This window comes from Thalassotalea montiporae (genome assembly GCF_053485855.1).
Genome location: NZ_JBQRUO010000001.1, coordinates 1,508,787 through 1,530,665 on the forward strand (window position 1 = coordinate 1,508,787; position 21,879 = coordinate 1,530,665).

A 21,879-nucleotide genomic window follows, 5' to 3' on the forward strand; every position below is an offset into this window, starting at 1 on the left:
TTACGTTTTATAATCTTTGTGAATGAACTAGAACAGAATATGCTATGCGCTCAAAGCGGAACGAATTCTAATCGAATTAAGATATGGCGATGTAATAAAATGTAACCGTTGAGTTACGCTTTTGTAACTTTATAGAAAATATGAGCAGCAATACGAGTACTTGTGTTGCTGAAGTTTTTCAATAGCTTAAAACGCAAAGTGAGGCCAGCTAACTAAGTTAGTGACAGTAGAGTTAGTAACAATAAAAATGCCAGTGAGTTAGTGCTGAACCTTAACTCACCGGCATTTGCAATCAGGCATTACTTCCAGGTTTTCTTTTTGCTAATGGTTTAGCAAGTGTCTTAGAAAGTAAATTTTACCCCCGCTTTGTAAATACGGCCTAGTGCGCTGTATGTGCTTGGGAAAGTGTTACCTGAGTTGAAGGTTGTAGAACCTGCTTCGCCGCCAACAACGGGTGGATCTTCATCCGTTACGTTATCAACACCCAAGGTTAACTTGATGTGCTCGCTGATGTGGTAGCTGGCAAATAGGTCAATGTAGTCATAAGCATCAATAGATCTAAATGCTTCAAATGAGCCTGCCGCCTGTGCTGGCTCCATATCGATACCACTTAAGTGACGCCACAACATTGAAACAGTGAAGTCTTCCATATCCCAAGTAATACGTTGGTTCCACGTTGTTTCAGGCGTTGGCGAACAGTTGTTACCGTATGCACCTAAACAATCAATCACAGGTAGTACTTCTGAAGACTGGCGTTCATTCGCGATATAATGGTTAATATCGGTGTTAAAACGCAATTCACCCCAATCCTCAAGACCGATAGCGAAGTTAATACCTACTTCCACACCTTCGGCTAATCGATAGCTTAAGTTGGTGGTAAAGGTTTGAATGCCAGAGCCTGCAATGGTCAAGTCACCACCAATACGAACGATTTTTGCACACTCGCTGGCGATGCCAAATTGATAACAAGCATCTAAGGTTTGCTGTGCAGTAAATTCACCAATACTGTTGTCGACTTCAATGTCGTAGTAGTCAACAGAAACTTCTAGATCCCAAAGTTCTTCATTGGTGTAGACAAAACCTGCCGTGAAGGTTTCAGCTTCTTCAGCATCTGGCAGTTGGCTTGGGTTAGTACCTTGGAAAGCATTAACTTGTCCAGAGATAACATCTTGAACACGACCTACTTGCGCGTCTGTCATACCTGTTGAAATACAAAGCTGACGCAACGTACTGTCAATGTTTGCGGCATTAGCAACCGAACAAGGATCGATTAACGCATTGTCTAAACCCGTTACTGATGGCGATGCAATTTCACCCACGTTTGGTGCACGTGTTGCTTCTTGCTGCATCACACGAACTAGCAAGCTATCAACCGGACGCCAGCTAAAACCAAGTTTCCAGGTTTCGTTGCTACCTACTGAGTCGTAGTCCGCTGTACGGAATGCAAATTCCATTTCCAGAGATTCAGCAAAGCTTTCACCTTCAACAATAGGTAACACACCTTCGACGAAGAATTCTTCGACTTTGAAACCACCAGCAATCGGTAGAGTGTTACCACCAGCACCACCTAAACAGCTAGTAGGTGCTTCTTTTAAACACTCATCCGGAATAGTTTCACCAGTTTCACGGCGATGCTCATAACCAAAGCTAAGTGATAGTGGTGCGCCTGCCCAAGGCAATTCAATCGCATCGACAGGGCCATTAACACTCGCATTGAATACTTCTTGTGAATATTCTTGCTTAATCAGTGCCGTAGCTGATGAGTAGGCTGCCATTGCTGGCGTAATAGTGCCAAAACCACCGAACAAGTCGATTGGAACACACGTCGAGTCACCGTTATTACAAGTGACACCATCAGTACTGTCTAAGGCATTTTGTATGTTGCTTACATTCGTGTAGCCCGCACTAATATTGGTTCGGTTAGACTCACCGTATTGGAAAGATACATTGTATTCCCAATCTTCATACAATACCCCTTCGATACCAGCAACTAATTGGAATAGCTGAGTTTCAAAGTTAGTGGTACGAGGGCCTAGCTCTAAAGTACGACGGCGAAGTTGAACTAACAAATAATCTTCTTGGTCTACAACCCCGTTGCCATTTACATCTTGCCAGTTTTGCACGCCATCATTCAGTAAGCCGTTGGCAAGTGCTTGGTTACCTGCATCAATGATCCATTGGCGTGCTTGATCGCCAATAAATGGGTTAGCAATTGGTAAATTAAAGGTTGAACCAAATGTACCTGATGGTGCAACTTGTTGTCTTACCTGTGTATTGGTAAAGGTCGCAGTGGTGTAAACAGTGTGTTCTTCAGCTATATCGTAGTGGGCAATAGCTGTTGCACCGTAGCGCTCTTGCGGGGTTTGATAGAAGTTAAACGGGTTGAAGTTAAAGCGGCTACAATCATCACCTAACGTTCTATCCTCTCTAAATTGGCCTGCAGCATCTGCTCCACCGCCAACGATGGCAAAACGTGTAGGAATAGAGGTCGTAGAACCACCGCCACTTTCAAAGGTAGTTACATTCGGGCCGCCACAATTATCTAACGGTGGAACCGGGCCTTCACCATCTAAAAAGGATTGGTAGCCACCGCCAGATGCGGTTGCAATACCTAGTAAACCGAGTGGACGATCACCCAGCATTACAGGCTTTCGATCAGTCCAGTTCATAGAAAGTGCAACGTTACCGCGACCATCACTCAGCGAAGAACCAAGGGTTAGTGAAATATTGTCGGTATCGCCATCACTATCACCTGTTTCTGAATGGTTAATAAGTAGCTCTACACCTTCAAAATTATTCTTCATTACGAAGTTAACGGCACCTGCAATAGCATCAGAACCGTAAACCGCTGACGCACCACCAGTGACTACGTCAACACTTTCAATCAGTGATACAGGCACTGATGCGGTATCAACAATACCGTTGAAGTTAAACGGTATCATTCGGCGACCGTTCATCAACACCAAAGTACGCTCGGTACCAAGAGCCCTTAAGTCGACCGTTGCAGCACCAGCTGTACCGTTATTTACACTGCCGCCATCGCCTGGAATAGTTGCTGGCAAGTTACGCAGAACTTCTTCTATTTGTGGGGTTTGTATCATCTCAATTTCTTGAGCACCAACAGATACGATAGGACTAGCAGATACCGCACCTGGTCGCCTAATTCGGCTACCCGTCACGGCAATTCGTTCGATCTCTTCTTCAGCATTTTGTTCAGCTTGTTGGGCAAAAGTGGTTTGCGGAAGGAGGAGAGCGCTTGAGGTTGCACCAAACATCAGCGCAAAGCGAACTGACTTCGCTACGCTTGTTTTTGTAAACATAATATTCTCCCTGATTTTTTATAATCGTTGTCGAGACGCACGTTTAGCAGCACCACTTACGAAGCTAGTAGTACGAATGAACAGAGCCACGTTACTCCTGTCGCAATGCACAGACATTAGCCAATCCATCAGTGGCGCAAATAAAGTGATTATTGGCCTCATAGCTGATTTAAACGGTAGCTTGATTTAAATAGGCGAAAATTATTTGCTTTCTGAAAGGTAGTAACCACATGATTTTTAATGTAGTTTTAAGATGGGTGTTGAAAAATTTATAGGTGCGCAGGTGGTAAATTTGCAAAAAGTGACAGCGTCATTTAAGCCTTAGTGTGAGAACTATATAAATAAAGTATGTAATTAACTGTTTAACTAACTGTTTAACTAACTGTTTAGCTAACTAATAGGCGCATGAGATACAAAAATCAGGCGAGCGTTAATTACAAGGAAGAATCATCCGCGTTATAGATTATGTTTAAAACCTTTATCGACAACTTACCATCTAAATATTTTTGGCTAGCTAATGCCTTGTTTTGGCTGTTATTAAATTCAATGGCGGCAACCAATAGCTACCGTATGAGCCTACACTTTAACAGGCCTGTAGAGTGGTTCGAAGTGTGGTTAGAGTATTTACCATGGTGGGGAAATTGGGCGCTATTAGCGCCGTTAATTATAGCCAGCACGCAAATGATTTCGTTTGATGTAGAACGATTGGTGACCTTTGTTGGCAAAACCTGTGCAGTGATGTTGCTGTTTTTCACTTTATATTGGGGTTTAACCATTGTTGAAGTTTCGCTAATTAATAATGGTTACATTAACCCAACCGTACTTGCCGAGGCATTTTCGCAACTCCTACTAAGTCCTTTGCATATGGACTTTCTCGTTTATTTAGCGGTGTTGTGCTCCGGCTATTCATATACTTATTACAAACACTCACGAATTCAAGCGCGCCGTAATCAAGAGCTCAGTGAGCAGTTGTTGCAAGTGGAGTTGCAGTCACTGAAATCTCAACTTAATCCACACTTCTTATTTAATACTTTGAACACAATTGCCAGTTTGATCCGCCTAGATAACAAAAATAATGCCATCAAAGCCTTGAGTGAACTCAGCTTTATGTTGAGAAAAGTATTAGAAAATCAGCGGCATCAACTGATTTCGCTTGAGCAAGAAGTCGAGTTTATTCAAAGCTACTTAACCATTCAGCAAATGCGTTTTGCCCATAAGCTGAAAACATCGGTTGAAGTTGACGATCAATGCTTGCCACTCGATGTGCCTTTTATGCTGTTGCAACCCTTAGTTGAAAACGCTGTTCAGCATGGCTCTCAGTTAGAAAGCGATCAAAATGAACTAAAATTGTCTGTGTATTGCCAGGATGAATATTTACACGTCAAATTGATCAATAAAATTCCAGAAAAAGACGAACACAAAGGCTTTGGCATCGGCCTGAGTAATTGTCGAAAGCGTTTGGAAAAGCTCTACCATTTGGATTTTCAGCTGAGCCTGACGCCGATGGAAAATGGTTATTTTGAAACTTATCTTTGTATGCCGATTGGAGTATTGGATGCTTAATATTTTGGTTGCTGACGATGAACCGTTAGCACGCGAAACAATAAAATTGTTACTGGCGAATCAAACCGACGTTGGACACGTCTACGAAGCGCAAGATGGAAATCAGGTACTGGATGTATTTAGTGAGCATCACCCAGATATAGTGTTTCTTGATATTCAAATGCCGGGAAAAACGGGCATTGAGCTAGCCGAACAGCTGCCTAATGATACTGTGATTATTTTTGCTACCGCCTATGATCAGTTTGCTATTACGGCATTTGAGCTAAATGCTATTGGTTACTTGTTAAAGCCATTTGATGATGACAAATTCTATGCAGCACTCGATCGTGCCCGCCAACAAGTGGCGAGTAAGTCGCCGACGAACTTCAAAAAAGTTGGGCAACTTATTCAGCATATGGTTGACGAGCAAGACCGAGCCTATAAAACACGTTTAGTGGTGAAAGATCCCGGTCGTATTCGACTCGTCGATGTTGATCAAATTAACTTTATTGCAGGAGCTGGAAATTATGCCGAAGTTCATTTGTTTGATGACAAGCCTGTGCTGCACCGAGAAACACTAACCAGTTTAGAGAAGCAACTCGACCCGAATGTGTTTGTTCGGATTCATCGTTCAACTATTGTTAGGCGCTCAAGTGTTATTGAGCTTAGACCTAATGAAAATGGCGATTATAGCGTGATTTTAAAATCAGGAGAGCAGTTAACGCTTTCGCGCAGAAACAAAGGTAAACTAGAAGCATTGATTGGTGAACAGTAGTCAATTGGTTCAAAGGTGCAAAAGCGAGAAGTTTAGTTTTTAAATGTTGGTTAAAAAGCGCTGAACTGTAAAAAGCATACCTACAAACTAGGCATAAAAAAGAAGGGGGCAAAACTTCACCCCCTGTAAAGTCATCATCGTGTTTAAAATTGACAGATCATAAACACAAAACTACATGCCTCAATGTCATCGAAAATATGTATCCAGAGAGTAGTTGAATCTCATATTTCTCTTTGACGTTGTCAGTATGGCAAAGAGCTATCCTTATCAACAACGGCGTTGGGATAAACTGATTGAAATTTGGGACAAGTGGCAGACATGGATGGAAAACAGGCCTGAAGGATTGGTATTGATGTCTTTCAATATCGCCAGAATCAGATGTTTTTATATGCAGAACAACGACTTGTTTAGAATTATACCTTATGTTCTGCTTGATATATAACGTTGATAATCAGGGACTTTACGTTCAAATACTTGGCTAAACAAGCTAGAGGTAATGAGTAAATCTGCACTGGCAATATTACAGGCCACCGGAATATTCCAAACAGCGGCAAGTCGCAATAAGGCTTTAACGTCAGGGTCGTGTGGCTGCGCTTCTAGCGGATCCCAAAAGAAAATTAACACATCGATTTGTTGCTCTGTGATCAGCGCGCCAATTTGCTGATCGCCGCCAAGCGGGCCGCTGATGAGTTGGCTTACACTTAGGCCAGTTTGTTTAGCTATTAAGGCGCCTGTCGTTCCGGTTGCGTATAGCTGGTGATTTCTTAACTGTTCAATGTGAGTATTAGACCACTCAATTAAACTGGCTTTCATGTTGTCGTGAGCTACCAGCGCCACGGATTTTTGTGCGTTAGATTGGATTGTTTTATATTCCATCGTTTTATTTTCCCTGATGAGTTCTTTAATAAGCCAACTGTGATGTAATTTTTTAGCTGTAACACTTGTTTTAGCGCACTTATGAACAGAAAGCAGTTATAAAATATTTCATCAAAGGTTTTAGTTGGCTATTTAAAAATAGCGCTATCTAAAATTCACTATTCGGGTAAAATTGTGGGCTTTCAAAAATAAAAATAATCTCCGCTTTTGATGAAAATCCTTCACACTTCTGACTGGCATTTAGGTCAACACTTTTATGGCAAAAGCCGCGCCAATGAACACCTGCAATTTCTCAATTGGTTGCTTGAACAGGTTACTGAACACAGCGTTGACGCCATCATTTTAGCGGGTGATATTTTTGATACCAGCGCACCGCCAAGCTATGCTCGCGAGCTGTATTTTAACTTTATTGATAAGTTGAATACATTAGGCTGTCAGTTGATTGCACTAGCGGGCAACCATGATTCTGTTGCCATGTTAAATGAGTCGAAACAATTGCTAGCAGCACTGAATACGCAAGTGATAACAACGGCATCAGCCGACAGTGATCAGCAGTTAGTCACGATTAAAAATGCCAGTGGCAAGGCGCTAGGCGTTGTGTGCGCAATCCCTTTTTTACGTCCTCGTGATTTAGTGACAAGTCAAGCGGGGCAAAGCGCAACAGACAAGCAATTGCAACTGCAAGTAGCAATTACCGAGCATTATCAAACACTTTATGAATCGGCGAATGCATACCAACTGCCCGTGATCATGACAGGCCATCTCACTACAGTGGGCAGCAAAACGTCTGATTCTGTTCGTGAGATATACATAGGCACCTTAGAAGCTTTCCCGGCAAATGCATTCCCCAAAGCCGACTATATTGCACTTGGTCACATTCATCGCCCGCAAAAAGTTGCTGGTAATAACACGATTCGCTATTCAGGTTCACCTATACCGCTCAGTTTTGATGAAGCGTCGCATGATAAAACGGTTAATTTAGTAAGCGTTAATGACCAATCAACGGTTGTAGTCGAAGCGCTGACAATTCCTCGCTTTCAACCAATGGCAATGCTCAAAACCAGTGTTGACGAGCTGGCGACAAGCATTGAACAGCTAGCGCAAGAGTATAGTGAGCAAATCACAACCGATTTACCTCTGTGGTTAGATATTGAAATTAGCGCACAAGGCTACTTGGCAGATTTGTCTGGGCGTGTGCAAGAATTAGTGAAAGATCTACCGATAGAAGTGTTGCTCATCCGTCGCAGCAAACAAGAGCGTCAGCAAATACTCGCCGAGCAGCGTACCGTCACGTTAGAAGAACTTTCTGTGAGTGATGTTTTTACCGCTCGCCTAGCACAAGAAGAGTGGCAAACAGATGAGCAAGAGAAGCAAAAAGAACGGCTAACCGAGCTCTTTAAGCAAGTGCATCAACAAGTGCTAGCTGAAACTAATGCTAATCATGTCGAATCGAATGCGGTAGGCAAAGCCTAATGCGTATTTTGTCACTGCGATTTGAGAACTTGAACTCGTTAAAAGGGCATTGGTTTATCGACTTTAGCAAAGAGCCCTTTGCTGGCAATGGGTTATTTGCGATCACTGGGCCAACAGGTGCAGGTAAAACCACTATTTTAGATGCGATTTGTTTAGCGCTTTATCATCAAACTCCAAGGTTAACTATTTCTGATAAAAATAACCAATTGATGACTCGACACACCGCTTCTTGTTTAGCAGAAGTTGAATTTGAGGTGAAAGGGCAGGGCTATCGTGCATTTTGGAGCCAGCGTCGCGCTAAAAATGCCGCAGACGGCAAACTACAACCTGCTAAGGCTGAATTAGCCACACTATCGGGCGAAATACTTGCTGAAAAGCTGCAAGCAGTAAGGCAGAAAATTGCCCAGTTAACTGGTTTAGACTTTGGTCGTTTCACCAAATCAATGATGTTATCGCAAGGGCAGTTTGCAGCCTTTTTAAATGCTTCTGCTAACGATCGTGCTGAACTACTTGAAGAACTGACCGGCACTGATATCTATGGTGATATTTCTAAAACGGTTTTCCAAGAAGCAAAAGCGAGTGAACAAGCATTAGCACTGCTAAAAGCTAAGCTCGATGGCGTTGAGTTACTAAGTGATGAGCAAGCGGAGAGCTTACAAGCTGAACTTCAATCGTTAAATGCTGTTGAGAAAGAGCAAACAAAGCGCGTTGCTGAGCTACAAAAAGATATTCAAGTTCGCCAGCAACGCATGACATTACAAGACAAGCAAAAACAATTAGATGCCAGCCAAACCGAGCTTGCAGCGCAAAAAAAACAACACGCTGATGAGCTAACAGCCTTAGCCGCTGCAAAGCCTGCGATTGCCATTCAAGACAAGTACCTTGCAAAACAGCAATTGGTTGAGCAATCACTACATAGCCAACAGCAACTCACAGCGAGTGAATCGAACCTTGCTCAAACTGAGCAGCAGCTGGCTGAGCAAACTGCATTGCGTGCAAGCGCTCAAGACAAGTTAACTGAGCGGCAAAACAACTTAAAACAGCGTGTCGCAAGGTTAAATGAGCAAATTTTGCCAACGTTGCAAAACCAACAGCATATGATTGAGCAACAAAGTGATAAGCAAAGTGCTATAAAAGAAAAAAAATCCAGCTTAGCTAAAGTTGAAGTTTTAATAACAGGCAAAAAAGCCGAGTTTGACGCATTAACGGCTGAGCACAGAAACATTCAGGCTTACTTAACGGAGCATCTGTATGTTAAGCAACTACCGAGTTATCTTGGCCGTTGGCAAAGCGATTTCAATCGTTTGCAAACGCTGGAAGTAGAAAAGCAAAATACCGAGCAGACGATACAAGAGCTCAGTGCTCAGCAAGCTGAGGCTGAAAAAGCAGATCAGCAACTTAGCCAAACACTGGAAAACTTGGCCAAAGAGAAAGCGGCATTTCAAGTATCGCTGCAAGAATTAAGTCAGCAAAGAGCAGAAACCTTAGCGGGTATTAGGTTACCTGTGTTAGCCAAGCAGCCAGTTTTACCTGTGACGGAAGCGAGTTTACAGGCATTTATTCAGCAATTGCAGCAGCACCAACAAGGGCTTAATCAACTTAAATTAATCGCGCAACAATTTGCCAATTCCAGTCAGAGCCTGCACGATAAACAGCAAACAAATGCTGAACTCAATCAAACCATTAGCCAGCAAGAGTCTTCATTAACTGCTAAACGTGAAGAGTTCAAGGCGGCTAAGCACACCTTAGATTTGTTAGAAAAAGTAGTTGCTCAGCAGCAAACAATTAAGCAGTTATCGGATCACCGTGCTGAGCTTCAAATGGGGCAAGCTTGCCCATTGTGCGGTGCTACTGAGCACCCGGCAATTGCAGAGTACCAAGCGTTAACCAGCTCGGCAGAGGAACAACAGCTAGCAGGTCAAAAAAACCTAGTTGAACAACTAAAACAGCAAGGTATTGAACTTAAAGAACAACTTCATCACCAGCAACGCACGCTAAGCCAAGAGCAAAGCCAGATAGCGGCTCTACAGCAAGAATGTCATCAACTCACTGAGCAATGGCAGCATGTTACTCAACAGCTTGATGCCACTATTCCAAGTGCAGTTAACCAAGCGCATAATGCCGTAAATAGTTCGCCTAACGGCTGTGCTAGTAACTCAGTTAATGAGTCGGCTAGTGTCTGTTCGGTTGCACAACTTGATGGTGAGCTAGAAAGTGTTCAACAACAACTGTCGCAAACCATGAATTGCCAGTCGGCGTTAGTCTCGCTAACAGAGCAAGAGAATAACTTGCAAAAGCAATTAGTCGATATTGACCAAGGTATTGCTCAGTTAAATCAAAGTGAGGCGGTTAACCGTCAGCAAGCCAGTCATCGAGTGGCTGAGCAGCAAAAGCTTAGCGAGCAGTTATCGGCGGCCGGCGCAGAGGTTGGCCAACTATGGCAAGGCATCTCTAAGCAAGTTTCACAGCTTGAATTGCCAATGCCGCAAGCAAGCGAGTTTAGTCAATGGTTGCTGCAACTAGAGCAGCAAATACAGGATTATCAAACGCAGCTAACCGCTTCTGAGCAAGCTCAACTCAATATTCAATCAGTAGAAAAATCCTTAATTAGTTATCAGCAACAGCAGCTTGCTGAGCAGCAACAGGTCACTGCACTAATCGAGGAAGGCAAAGTGATTGATAGTCAGTTGCAAGCATTAGCGCAACAACTGCAACAATTGCTTGGCGAGTCAACCCTTGAACAAGAGCAACAGCATATTGCGACGGAAGAGTCAGCCATCGCAGGTGAACAACAGCAGATTGAAAAAGCCTACAACGAGGCGGCCAATGCACATCAACATGCACAAGGGCAGCACACATCATTAGCGAAGCAAGTGCAAAGCTTGAACGAGCAAGTTAGTCTTGCCACAGCGAAGTGGCAGGAAGTACTCGTGGCGAGCGAATTTAGTGATGAAACGGCTTTTATTAATGCCAACATGCCAGCAGAGGAATTTACCCGCTTAACGGCTTTGGCAGACGAACTCAACGTTAAAGAGCAGCAACAAAGCGCACTTGCACAGGAGTATCAATCGCAATTGGCTAGCTTGCCTGTTGAAGCTGACAGCAATACTTCATTGTCTGAGATGACAGAAAAGCTAGTGAAAGATGAAACTGAACTCAAGGTACTGCAAACGAAGTTGGCGCAGCTTGATTTTGAACTACAGCAAGATAAAAAGCGCCGTGACGAGCAACAAAGCTTAATGGCAGATATTGCCAAACAGCAGATTGCACTTAACGATATTAGTCACCTAAATGGCCTGATTGGCTCGGCAGACGGGGCTAAATTTAGGCGCTTTGCTCAAAGCTTAACCCTAGAGTACTTGGTTCATTTGGCGAATAAGCAATTAATGCGACTACATGGCCGATACCAGCTAACGCGACAAACAAATGAGTCGCTTGCACTCGAGGTGGTTGATACTTGGCAAGCGGACTTAACCCGCGATACGAAAACTCTTTCCGGTGGCGAGAGTTTCTTGGTGTCACTTGCATTGGCGCTGGCGTTGTCTGATTTAGTGAGCGCGAAAACGCAAATCGATTCGCTGTTTTTAGATGAAGGCTTCGGCACACTTGATAATGATACGCTGGAAGTCGCTTTAGACGCACTCGACAATCTAAACGCGGCCGGCAAAATGATCGGGGTCATCAGTCATATTGATACCCTAAAAGAACGTATCGCTACGCAAATCAAAGTGGAAAAAATAAGCGGTTTAGGGGTTAGTAAACTGGCATCTCAGTTTGCTTATTCGCCCAACGAATAACGAAACTACGCTCATACCAAAGTTGAACCTTTCGCCGTCAATAACCGTGATAACGTCAGGTTATTGGTGGCGGTAGTTAATTCCGCCTAACATGTTAATCACAAGTTTGGCGAGGAACATCGCCAAAAGTGCTCGCTCTGACTTGGCACATCACTGGAATTTTTAATGGAAACTTGGATAGCCTTCACTTTATTAGCCGCTTTTATGCAGGCGATACGAACCGCTGGTCAAAAGCAATTATCGGCTCAGTTATCATCACTTGCTACAGCCGGCGTTCGCTATATATTCGCTTTACCATTTGCATGGCTGTATTTGTGGTGGGCGCTCAATCATTACCAAGTAGCCTTGCCTGCGCTAAACCCAACGTTTTTACAGTATGCCATTATCGCCAGTTTTGCTCAGCTAATCGGCACAGCTTGCCTTGTGGTTGCATTTCAATATCGAAATTTTGCCGTTGCCACTAGCCTTGCTAAAACCGAGGCTATTCAAGTGGCGGTGATCGGCGCTTTGTTATTTGCTGCACCTTTGTCAGGCTATGGTTGGTTATCGGTAATTCTGGGTGTTGTTGGGGTTATTTTGCTGTCGAAAGTAAAATTTCACCTTAAAGATGTATTAACCAATCCGGGCGCAGGCTATGGTTTGGCCTCAGGCCTTGGGCTAGCGATTACCACACTACTGATCCGTGAATCGAACTTAGCGCTTGGCAGTCACCCTATGGTTAATGCTGCTGTAACGCTGGTGTTCTTAATTAGTGCTCAGTCATTATTAGCAGGTTTGTATTTGTTAATGCGTGACGCGAGCCAGTTCAGAAAAATGGTGATTAATTGGCGTCTTGCCTTGTTTGTTGGCATTACGAGCTTACTTGGTTCAATTGGTTGGTTTACTGCCGTTAGTTATCAAACCGCGGCCTACGTAAAAGCACTAGGGCAGGTGGAATTTTTTATCACGCTGGTGCTGACTTATCGACTTTTTAAAGAAAAAACCACACCCGCAGAGATATTGGGCATGTTGTTGATTGTTGTTAGTGTTGTTGTACTTTTGCTTTTAGCATAGGTGGCTTTAGAGGAGTAAAGATAGCACTGCTGTCGTTCGCTATTATCTGCTAAACTCCCCGCGCAATTTTCAAAACTAGCAATAAACATCATGCAAATTACCAAAGATAAAGTAGTGCAATTTCACTACACCATGAAAGACGAAACTGGCGAAACGGTAGAAAGTTCTACTGGCGGCGATCCAATGGCTTACTTACACGGCCACAATAATATGATTGTCGGTGTTGAGAACGCATTGGCTGACAAAAGTGCAGGCGATAGCTTTACAGTGACTGTTGAACCGCAAGATGCCTACGGTGAACGCCAAGAAGACGCCGTACAACGTATTCCTACCAAGCACTTGCAAGGCGCTAAAGTATGGAAGCCAGGCATGGTAGCGGTTGTTCACACTGAACAAGGGCAACGCCAAGTTACCGTATTAAAGGTTGGTCGTTTTATGGTGACATGTGATTTAAATCCACCTCTGGCTGGTAAAACGTTAACATTCGATTTAGAAGTGGTAGACGTACGTGACGCCACTGAAGAAGAAATTGAGCATGGCCATGCTCACGGTGTAGGCGGACATCAGCACTAAGGCTTGCTTTTAGGCTTTATAAGTTCCTCTGTGAATGCCTCTTAAAGCCTGTTTAAGTTAAGCCTAGGCAAATCTGTACTAGGCTTAACTTTATTTCTATTGTTTCCATTCAATCCACAATGTTAAAAACATACTTGGTATTAGGTAACTGATTTTAATTACCTTATCTAAATGTTGTTTTTAAAAACTCAAACAATTGTAACTTCTTGCATAGCACTAGGTTGGTTATCACAACCTGCACAAGCAAATTTCTATAATCTAAGCCATCTCAATATCACACCGAAGCTCGTAATTTCGCTCCCTTCCTTTCGATAAATGGTCTCTCTGCGAACGGTAAAAATAGTCGACAAAAGTGCATTAGTCATTTACCGCTGAAGTGCTTTAGCGTAATGATTTTTTATCCGGTCTTGCTGCCGAGTAAAACAATTGTTAAGCATGCTTATGGACTAATGCGTATATTCTAACCTGCTTGTTTTAACAGCAAAAATTACGTATCCGTAACAAAAGTGTTTACTGTGTTTTACCTTTGTTAATATTTCGATTACAAAACGTGAAAAAGTAAGGGTAAACCCTGATAAAAGTTCAGTGTAACTACGCCTTACTTAACTCACAATCTTCACGTAATTTTCACACCCGTTTTACGGTGGTGTCACTTTGTATTAACAAGTGTGAAAACCCGCTTAAAAAGCATCATCAAGGTAGTGTTATGAAGAAGCCTCTTGCCAAGGGTTTGGCATGCTCATCTCCGAACAGAGTTCGACTTTTATATAGTTTTTAGAGTGTTACAGCTAAGCCATTAGCCAAGTAAAGCACTAGCCAAGAAAGCAACAAACCATATCAACAAACAACAGTGCTTACTGAAGCATCAGTTGGCGCTTGTAGTGCACATTTTTCTCAACAAGCATCACGAATTTGAAGAAACATCATGAATTTTACAATCAAAACTAAGCTAATTTTACTAGCTAGCATCGCTTTATTTTTAATTGGAGGGATTTCTATTGTCGAAACACTAGTTACTAAGAATATAGTGTTGACGGCGGAATCTGAAAACGTTGGCAATTCGGTAAAAAAAACATTGCAAGAAAGCTTACAAGCACAAATTGACACGGTTACGCTTTCGACCGAACTTTTTTATCAGCAAGCCCAGCAAGACCAGATTAAAAAAGAGCTAGCTGAGGAGCTGACGGTCATCTACCAAACGATGTCATCAATCTATCAAAATACATCATCTAAATCAGCGGCAAAGGCTCATATTTATAGCTTTTTAAACCACTATACGTGGGGTAACAATCGCTATGTATTTAGCTATGACAAAGACTCTATTAACTACGTAACTCATACGTTAAAACCTGCATTAATTGGCACTTCTGCGAAAGATTCACAGGATAAAAACGGTGTCTACTACGCGCGAAATATCGTTAACGTTGCACTAGAAAGTGCCATCGGTTTTACTAAATATGCGTTTGTTAATCCAACGACTAACCAAGTAGAAGATAAGCTCACGGCGGCAATGTTATTTGCACCTTTGAACATTGTTATTGCTACCGGTGAGTACATTTCCAGCTTGCAAGCTGAAAAGCAAGCGAATGCACTTGCGATGATCACACATGCAAAATACGGCAAAAACGGATATTTTTGGGTGCAAGATAGCCATGGTGTGATACTTGCTCACCCGAAAGCGTCTATTGTTGGCAAAGTGATTGGTAACACAGAAAAAATTGCCAAACGTGTCAGCACGCAAAACGACGCTTATATCGACACAACGTTTAATAACCCGGCAACGGATAAAGTTGAAAGCAAAATTAATTATGCGCGTAATGTCTTTCCAGACTGGGGTTGGACTATTGTAACGGGTGCCTATGAGAGCGATATTATTGAAGCTCAAGAGCAATTAACATACGCGACGCAAGAAATCTTTAACAGCCAAACTGTGCAAAATATTGTTCTGCTATTAATTGCAATTGGTGTCGCGATCGGCCTGTTTATCTACTTTATTAATCGTGTAACGTATCGATTGTCATTGCTGCAAGAGCGAATTGCGAGCCTATCAAGTGGCGAAGCTGATTTGCGCTCTCGACTAACAATGAATGGCAAAGATGAAATTAATGACATAGCCAATGCCGTCAACGCTTTTATTGCATATTTGCAAAAAATGTTACGAGAGCTAAGCGCATCTTCTCACCATATTACTGACAATATTAATAGTCTATCGGCTCAGTCAGAGCAGAATCATATCGCCTTAAATAACCATGCAAACGAAACAGAGCAAGTGGTTACCGCGATTACTGAAATGAGTGCGACTGCCAATAGTGTTGCAGACAGCGCTAATCAATCAGCGCATAGTACTAACCAAGCGGAACAAGAAGCGAATGAAGCACAGCAGCTAGTTATCTCAACAACCGAAAGTGTTGAAAAGTTGCAGCGTGAAATTGAACAGGCAGCGGCTAATATCAATACCATGAACGACAATACTCAAGAAATTGTCAATGTACTGACTGTAATTGGCGAAATCGCTGATCAGACAAACCTATTAGCGTTAAATGCTGCGATTGAAGCGGCGCGAGCAGGTGAGCAAGGCCGAGGTTTTGCGGTGGTTGCTGATGAAGTTCGAGCACTGGCTTCGCGCACGCAAACAAGTACCGAGGAAATTAGCCAGATCCTTGCCAAAGTCCAAGGTGATGCTGTTAATGCTGTTGCAGCTATGCAGGCAACGCAAGCGAGCTGTGCATTGGCCTCTAACAATACTGCGCAAGTATCAACGAGCTTAACGACCATGACCGATGCAATTGTTCAAATTAATGATTTAAACAACCAAATTGCAACTGCTGCTGAGCAACAAAGTGCGGTAACAGAAGAGGTTAGCCAAAACATGAACAACATCCAAACCGTTGTCCATGATCTTTCTCATGGCGGTGAACAAACGATGGCGAGTAGCCGTGAATTAGCAACGACCAATGAACAATTGGCTGGGCTTATTGGCCAATTTAAGGTTTAAGAAAACATTAATGCAGCCGAACTATGAGTAAAAATCACAAAAGGCTATCTGTGATGTTCGGCTGTATATCCTAATACACTTATGACAGCTTATTATCGGGTTGGTTGATAGCAGCCCGTTTAAATTAACCGCTAACCGCGCTTATACTGTGTTGGGCAGTATGCGCGCAACACATTGCTGGGCCTAAGCTTACTATGTTTTGTTACTCGGCCCGATACACGCGCTCGCCATAGTTTAAAGGTAGATGGCTTCAATTGCCGCCTCATAAATTTGATGAGACTAGTTTCGTTTAAACCATAATTTTCTCTGATCGCTTCAAAAGGGGTTCTGTCTTCCCAAGCCATTTCAATAATTCTTGAGGTATCTTCATTAGAAAAATTCATAGGTTTCTTAACACACGTAAAAAGGAGAAATATTGCATTTGGCTTATTACGTATGTCAGGAAAAATAAGAACACAAAATCGTTAACTTACCATTAACAAACCCCACGAAAAAACCAGCCAATTATTGGTTTTTAAAGCAAAAATATTCAGTTTGCTTGTTGCACCAATCTTGATCAGTTACTATCGATTGCAACTAATAAAAATTAGCAACGCTATAGCATGGAAGCCAACGCGTGAGTCGTACTGTGACAGAAAAAATAAAGCAACACCCCATCATTAAAATAAACTACTTGCCGCGCATTATTGCGGCTAAGTTTATGTTGCTAATTTGTGGTTTAAAACTGGGCTGGGATGTTCTTCAAGTACAGTATCTTTGGCTATTCGTATTGGGGGTTTTGTACCCGCATATCACTTATTGGTTGGCGGCGAAAAGCAGAGATGGAAAACGTCAAGAGCATATGAATATGAACTTTGACGCGTTTCTAACGGGCATGACTGTATCCATTCTGCCTGATTACTATTTCCTTTCAACAGCAACCATCGTATTAATTGCAAATGCCTTGTACATAGGCGCGTTTAGGTTGCTGTTAAAGAATATGCTGGCGTATGTTACAGCGCTTGTTTTTGCCATGGTTTACGTGTGGCCGTTTGCCGGATTTGTGCAAACTGACTGGCCAGTAAAAATTGTTAATACGCTATTTATTCTTATTCACTTCGGCACATTTGCGATTCTAAGTTATTATCTGACGCGCCGCATGATTGCGTTGACCAAAGAAGTACAAAGTTTATCGATTACCGACCCTCTAACGGGCGCGTACAATCGCCGCTATCTTGACGCAAATTTGAGCAAAGAAATTCATCGTAGCCAACGATTAAATTATCCGATAACCGTTATCTTTACCGACTTAGATCATTTTAAGTCAGTGAACGACAAATATGGTCATCAACTAGGTGATAAAGTACTGGCTGACTTTGTCAGCATTGCACGCAAGTGTATTCGAGAAGATGTTGATTGGATTGCCCGATTTGGCGGTGAAGAATTTATTGCTGTGTTACCTAATGCTGATGCCGATTACGGAGCGCTTATTGCTGAACGTATTCGTCAAGAGGTGAGTGAGCACCTGTTCGAATTTGAAGGCAAACAGGTGTCTATATCATCAAGCTTTGGTGTTGTTGCAATAGACAACAACGACCATAATGCTTCAGCAGAGTGCGTGATCGCCAGCGCTGAAAAGCTAATAGCTACGGCTGATGATGGCCTTTACAAAGCAAAAGAGAAAGGCCGTAATCGCGTGGAAGTGGTCAATCTGCATGCTCAAGAAAGTATCTAGCAATCATCGAAAATCTTGAGTTTCAAAATATAGTGATTGCTTAAACACTAGCTGGCCTTGATGTTGCTCTAGGCTCGTTCCTAGTTCTGATTGTACGTTTAACGAAGCCTTATTTTGGGCTGATAGCTTTTCTCCATCAGTCGTGATGGAAGTTAGCAATGCCACTAACTTCTCACTCGTAGAGGTTAACCACACCAAATGATCAAAGCTGGGCTTATCACCAATTTGATGCACAGCCAAGACATCACCTCCGCCCATGTTAATTAAATCATACTCGCCATTACTAACACCTTTGTTTGACAATTTTCGCTGATAAAGCATTTGGTCAATCGCAAAGCTCACCTGTTTAGCGATAGGCTTTCCGCCTCGCTCAAAATGCCCTTGATAAATAGTCGCGGTAAAGTCGGTTAACTCACCATTTCGTAGTTTTTTCAGTGAAAACACTTCAGGTAATAGTGTGATTAATTGGCCTTTAGCCAATGCTGCTTTCATCGAGGCTACTATTTGGGGCAGCTGGTGTTGCTTATTTTGGTTTTGGCTGTGCTTTGAAGTGGCAGGGCGTTCACTGAGTTTTGTGGTAAAAATTATCTGGTGTTCATGCATCGATTTATGTAGCGGTAAGTGCGATGCAATCAGCTTGTCTCCCAACATTACTAATACCATGCCATGCACACCAATGTCGTGGTGTTGATGTTGTTTATGTTCTCCACCTTTCTCGCTTGCAAGTGCAAAGTGTTGGCAGAGAAACAGTGTTAAAAGGGCACTAGTGATAAATAGTCTAGTGCGATGCAATAAGGGATGTTTGGTAATCAAAATTAATATTTCTCGTAGAGTAATGATGTGTTGATTATAGTGAACTTTTGCTGAACCATCGTTTACGATGTGGTTAATTTGTTTCCTATTTGGAAATGATGTTTTTGCATTAAAGGTGAATTATTTGTTCGGTTAGTTAATACCTAACGCTAAATAATAGAAACAAAAATAATGGATACAGCGGATTTAGAAAAATTTATAGTGCTTGCTAACAATCAAAATATGCAACAAACAGCTGCGCATTTTCAAAGTTCACCAAGCGTTATTTCTAAGGCATTAAAACGCCTTGAAAGCTCTTTAAATACTCAGTTGTTTGACCGCGTTGGCAAGTACATCCAACTGAATTCGCAGGGAGCGCAGTTGTTACCTAAGGCAGTAGAATTAGTAACAAACGCTAAGCAAATACAAGGCTTGTTTGACAGTGAGTCTAGTCGCCATATTCGAGTTGCAGGTCCCGCAATTATTCTCGCGCGCTGGGCAAGTGTTATCGCGAGAAGTAACCATCAGCAAGAGAAGCAGCAAAAGAAGCAACAAAACCAGCTACAAAATCAGCAGAACAACAGTGAGGTAAAGCGTGAGGCTAATTCACCTAACCTTATTTGTGAGTCGATCACATTTGATACCTGCTTTGAGCAGCTTGCGGTTGATAAAGTTTTAAAAGGCACAGCTGATATTGCCTTAGTTACGGAGCAAGTGGCTGAGGAAATCAATGGTCAATTACCGAACAATATTTCCCGCTTATCATTAGGGTCTCTAGATATGGTTGTCGCCTGCGCAGTAGGGCACCCATTGGCAAAAACGAACCCTTCAGTTAACGAATTAAGTGAATATGACTTTGTTGTGCCGCAACGTTCCCCGTATTGCGGTGAACTGCGTGGTATCGGGTGTGATGGTTGGAACGAACAGTTGGTTCCACGAAACAAACCTGTGATTGCTGATGATCTGAGTGTCTTAGCTCAGCTTGTTAAAAGTGGCTTGTATCTTGGCTATGTACCTAGTTATTGGGCGAGGGAGCAGCAGCTTATTGCGCTTAATATTGCCGATGTAGCAACGGAAGCTGAGCAGCAAATAGCGATTAGCTGGCAACCCGAATTACTTAATATGTTAGGCAGCGGCTTTAACTAGTAATAACTTGTGTTGCTTAATTTGCTTTTATTACCAGTGAAAATCATCACCAAAGTAAACGATATGCAATGAATTTTAAGCTTCCAGCAGTCGCTAATTGACCAGTGGCAGGATAATTAGGATGAACTAACATTACGATAATCTGCGAAACTGCTATCTTACGTGTTACGAATAATTGCGCCTTATCACCTAGGCAATAGTTACGAAAACTTCAAGCAGAAAACCAGAAAAACAAAAAATAGAAAACAGAACAAATAACAAAAACAATAAATCAGTTGGTGTAAACCAACACATCTTCTTCAAGGAAACTTCAATGTTCAACTATTCAACCTTTCAGTCAGTCGCTTCTATCGATGGTGCTGCTGTAAATAAAACCAAATCTAAACCTAAACCGAAAGTGGCTTCACGCTCATTGTTAGCACTGGCACTAGGTGCAGCTATCTCATTGCCTGCGTTTGCTGATACTAAGGTGATCCATGCTGGTCAGTTATTGGCTGTACCGGGTGAAAAACCGCTGTCTAAGCAAACGCTAGTAATCAAAGACGGTGTGATCTCAGCAGTGAAAAAAGGTTTTATTGCAGCTAGCCAATTCGGTGAAAGTGCTCAATTAATCGATTTATCTAGCTCGTTTGTTATGCCAGGTCTGATGGATATGCACGTGCATTTGCACGGTGAGCTTGGTCCTAACAACCACAAAGAAACGGTGCAAATGTCAGACGCCGACATTGCCATGAAAAGTGTTTACTTTGCCAATAAAACACTAATGGCGGGTTTTACGACAGTGCGCGATTTATTAAATCAACCAGAACAAATTAATGCGTTACGTGATGCGATTGACAAAGGCTGGGTTGATGGCCCGCGCATTATTGCCGGTGCTGGTGTGTCAGTAACGGGCGGTCATTTGGATGTCGATGGCATGGCGCCTGATATCTTAAAACTTAAATCGCCAGAAACATTATGCGATGGCCCATACGAATGCCGAAAGGCAGTGCGTCATGCCATTAAATATGGTGCCGATGTTATCAAGATAGCGTCTACTGGCGGTGTTTTATCTGACACAACCACAGGCACTGGCCAGCAAATGGCTGATGATGAAATGAAAGCAATTGTTGATGCGGCACACGTGCTTGGACGCAAAGTTACCAGCCATGCACACGCCGCAGACGGTATAAATGCCGCGCTTCGTGCTGGCGTTGACAGCGTTGAACACGGCAGCTATGCCAATGAAGAAAGCATAAAGCTATTCAAGCAAACCGGCGCTTATTTAGTGCCGACGCTGTTGGCGGGTGATACTGTGGTGAATATGGCAAAAACATCTGACTTTATGTCAGCGCCAATCAAAGCCAAGGCCATTCGCGTTGGCGCCGACATGCTGAAAAACTTCACTCGTGCTTACCAATCGGGCGTGAAAATCGCTTATGGTACCGACAGTGGTGTGTCTAAACATGGTACTAACGCTAAAGAGGCGGTGCTGATGCATCAAGCAGGCATGACAACGCAAGATGTACTAAAAGCAGCCACAGTTAATGCCGCGGATTTAGCCGGTATGAGCAATAAGCTAGGCACACTAGAGGCTGGTAAATACGCTGATATTATTGCCACAGACGCCAGCCCGTTAAAAAACATTGAAGAGTTAATGGATGTTGACTTTGTGATGAAAGGCGGCAAAGTATATAAGCAGTAACTATCGCCGTTAAATTGAATTAGGCGATTGTCTTACAGAAGCTATACCTGCAATGTTAGCCAAATAAGTAAACTATGTTAGCTATTTGGTTAGTAAGCTAGATGGGCAAAATCAAACAATAAATCGGTTTTGCCCAGTT

14 protein-coding genes are annotated in these 21,879 nt (G+C 42.7%); 10 read left to right on the forward strand and 4 right to left on the reverse strand.

Going from position 1 to position 21,879, the window contains the following annotated elements; translation table 11 throughout:
* Window positions 1-341: 341 nt before the first annotated feature.
* On the reverse strand, window positions 342-3,320 hold the full coding sequence (locus ACSLUR_RS06535; RefSeq protein WP_448552873.1) for a TonB-dependent receptor domain-containing protein: 2,979 nt from the start codon (window positions 3,318-3,320) through the stop codon (window positions 342-344).
* A gap of 465 nt (window positions 3,321-3,785) precedes the next feature.
* Between ACSLUR_RS06535 and ACSLUR_RS06540 the strand changes: the two genes are divergently transcribed.
* Together ACSLUR_RS06540 and ACSLUR_RS06545 are read left to right on the forward strand one after the other, a co-directional pair.
* Window positions 3,786-4,883 carry a sensor histidine kinase gene (locus ACSLUR_RS06540; RefSeq protein WP_448552875.1) on the forward strand — a complete coding sequence of 366 codons (1,098 nt, stop codon included), beginning with the start codon at window positions 3,786-3,788 and terminating at the stop codon, window positions 4,881-4,883.
* Window positions 4,876-5,637, forward strand: coding sequence for a LytR/AlgR family response regulator transcription factor (locus ACSLUR_RS06545; protein WP_116013849.1), 762 nt, complete (start codon window positions 4,876-4,878; stop codon window positions 5,635-5,637). The genes ACSLUR_RS06540 and ACSLUR_RS06545 overlap by 8 nt, the downstream gene beginning before the upstream one ends.
* 420 nt (window positions 5,638-6,057) lie before the next feature.
* Here the strand turns inward: ACSLUR_RS06545 and ACSLUR_RS06550 are convergent, their stop codons facing one another.
* On the reverse strand, window positions 6,058-6,513 hold the full coding sequence (locus tag ACSLUR_RS06550; RefSeq protein ID WP_448552878.1) for a methylglyoxal synthase: 456 nt from the start codon (window positions 6,511-6,513) through the stop codon (window positions 6,058-6,060).
* A 210-nt stretch (window positions 6,514-6,723) separates the two neighbouring features.
* Between ACSLUR_RS06550 and sbcD the strand changes: the two genes are divergently transcribed.
* The 5 genes from sbcD (at window position 6,724) to ACSLUR_RS06575 (ending at window position 16,404) form a co-directional block, all read left to right on the forward strand.
* Entirely contained in the window at window positions 6,724-7,986 is a 1,263-nt protein-coding gene (gene sbcD / locus ACSLUR_RS06555) for an exonuclease subunit SbcD (RefSeq protein ID WP_448552880.1), read from the forward strand.
* Window positions 7,986-11,783, forward strand: coding sequence for an SbcC/MukB-like Walker B domain-containing protein (locus ACSLUR_RS06560; RefSeq protein ID WP_448552882.1), 3,798 nt, complete (start codon window positions 7,986-7,988; stop codon window positions 11,781-11,783). Before sbcD ends, ACSLUR_RS06560 begins: the two co-directional genes overlap by 1 nt.
* A 165-nt stretch (window positions 11,784-11,948) precedes the next feature.
* Complete coding sequence (locus tag ACSLUR_RS06565; protein ID WP_448552884.1) at window positions 11,949-12,836, forward strand: DMT family transporter; 888 nt, start codon at window positions 11,949-11,951, stop codon at window positions 12,834-12,836.
* 90 nt (window positions 12,837-12,926) lie between these two features.
* Window positions 12,927-13,409, forward strand: coding sequence for an FKBP-type peptidyl-prolyl cis-trans isomerase (locus ACSLUR_RS06570; protein WP_448552886.1), 483 nt, complete (start codon window positions 12,927-12,929; stop codon window positions 13,407-13,409).
* A gap of 925 nt (window positions 13,410-14,334) precedes the next feature.
* Entirely contained in the window at window positions 14,335-16,404 is a 2,070-nt protein-coding gene (locus ACSLUR_RS06575) for a methyl-accepting chemotaxis protein (protein WP_448552888.1), read from the forward strand.
* Between the two features lie 131 nt (window positions 16,405-16,535).
* On the opposite strand, the gene ACSLUR_RS06580 is transcribed toward ACSLUR_RS06575, so the two are convergent.
* Window positions 16,536-16,787 carry a TIGR03643 family protein gene (locus ACSLUR_RS06580; RefSeq protein WP_448552890.1) on the reverse strand — a complete coding sequence of 84 codons (252 nt, stop codon included), beginning with the start codon at window positions 16,785-16,787 and terminating at the stop codon, window positions 16,536-16,538.
* Between the two features lie 233 nt (window positions 16,788-17,020).
* Here ACSLUR_RS06580 and ACSLUR_RS06585 point away from each other — a divergent pair, with 233 nt between their 5' ends.
* Window positions 17,021-18,118 (forward strand): sensor domain-containing diguanylate cyclase, encoded by a 1,098-nt coding sequence (locus ACSLUR_RS06585; protein ID WP_448552892.1) that lies wholly within the window; start codon window positions 17,021-17,023, stop codon window positions 18,116-18,118.
* 3 nt (window positions 18,119-18,121) lie between these two features.
* Here the strand turns inward: ACSLUR_RS06585 and ACSLUR_RS06590 are convergent, their stop codons facing one another.
* On the reverse strand, window positions 18,122-18,931 hold the full coding sequence (locus tag ACSLUR_RS06590; RefSeq protein WP_448552894.1) for a hypothetical protein: 810 nt from the start codon (window positions 18,929-18,931) through the stop codon (window positions 18,122-18,124).
* 171 nt (window positions 18,932-19,102) lie between these two features.
* Between ACSLUR_RS06590 and ACSLUR_RS06595 the strand changes: the two genes are divergently transcribed.
* Window positions 19,103-20,056, forward strand: coding sequence for a LysR family transcriptional regulator (locus ACSLUR_RS06595; protein ID WP_448552896.1), 954 nt, complete (start codon window positions 19,103-19,105; stop codon window positions 20,054-20,056).
* Window positions 20,057-20,369: 313 nt separating this feature from the next.
* Window positions 20,370-21,740, forward strand: coding sequence for a metal-dependent hydrolase family protein (locus ACSLUR_RS06600; protein WP_448552898.1), 1,371 nt, complete (start codon window positions 20,370-20,372; stop codon window positions 21,738-21,740).
* Window positions 21,741-21,879: the final 139 nt, after the last annotated feature.

Bases quoted from the DNA above. Each gene is read 5' to 3' on its own strand.
- ACSLUR_RS06535 (WP_448552873.1), bottom strand. From the start codon at position 3,320: ATGTTTACAAAAACAAGCGTAGCGAAGTCAGTTCGCTTTGCGCTGATG.
- ACSLUR_RS06540 (WP_448552875.1), top strand. From the start codon at position 3,786: ATGTTTAAAACCTTTATCGACAACTTACCATCTAAATATTTTTGGCTA.
- ACSLUR_RS06545 (WP_116013849.1), top strand. From the start codon at position 4,876: ATGCTTAATATTTTGGTTGCTGACGATGAACCGTTAGCACGCGAAACA.
- ACSLUR_RS06550 (WP_448552878.1), bottom strand. From the start codon at position 6,513: ATGGAATATAAAACAATCCAATCTAACGCACAAAAATCCGTGGCGCTG.
- sbcD (WP_448552880.1), top strand. From the start codon at position 6,724: ATGAAAATCCTTCACACTTCTGACTGGCATTTAGGTCAACACTTTTAT.
- ACSLUR_RS06560 (WP_448552882.1), top strand. From the start codon at position 7,986: ATGCGTATTTTGTCACTGCGATTTGAGAACTTGAACTCGTTAAAAGGG.
- ACSLUR_RS06565 (WP_448552884.1), top strand. From the start codon at position 11,949: ATGGAAACTTGGATAGCCTTCACTTTATTAGCCGCTTTTATGCAGGCG.
- ACSLUR_RS06570 (WP_448552886.1), top strand. From the start codon at position 12,927: ATGCAAATTACCAAAGATAAAGTAGTGCAATTTCACTACACCATGAAA.
- ACSLUR_RS06575 (WP_448552888.1), top strand. From the start codon at position 14,335: ATGAATTTTACAATCAAAACTAAGCTAATTTTACTAGCTAGCATCGCT.
- ACSLUR_RS06580 (WP_448552890.1), bottom strand. From the start codon at position 16,787: ATGAATTTTTCTAATGAAGATACCTCAAGAATTATTGAAATGGCTTGG.
- ACSLUR_RS06595 (WP_448552896.1), top strand. From the start codon at position 19,103: ATGGATACAGCGGATTTAGAAAAATTTATAGTGCTTGCTAACAATCAA.
- ACSLUR_RS06600 (WP_448552898.1), top strand. From the start codon at position 20,370: ATGTTCAACTATTCAACCTTTCAGTCAGTCGCTTCTATCGATGGTGCT.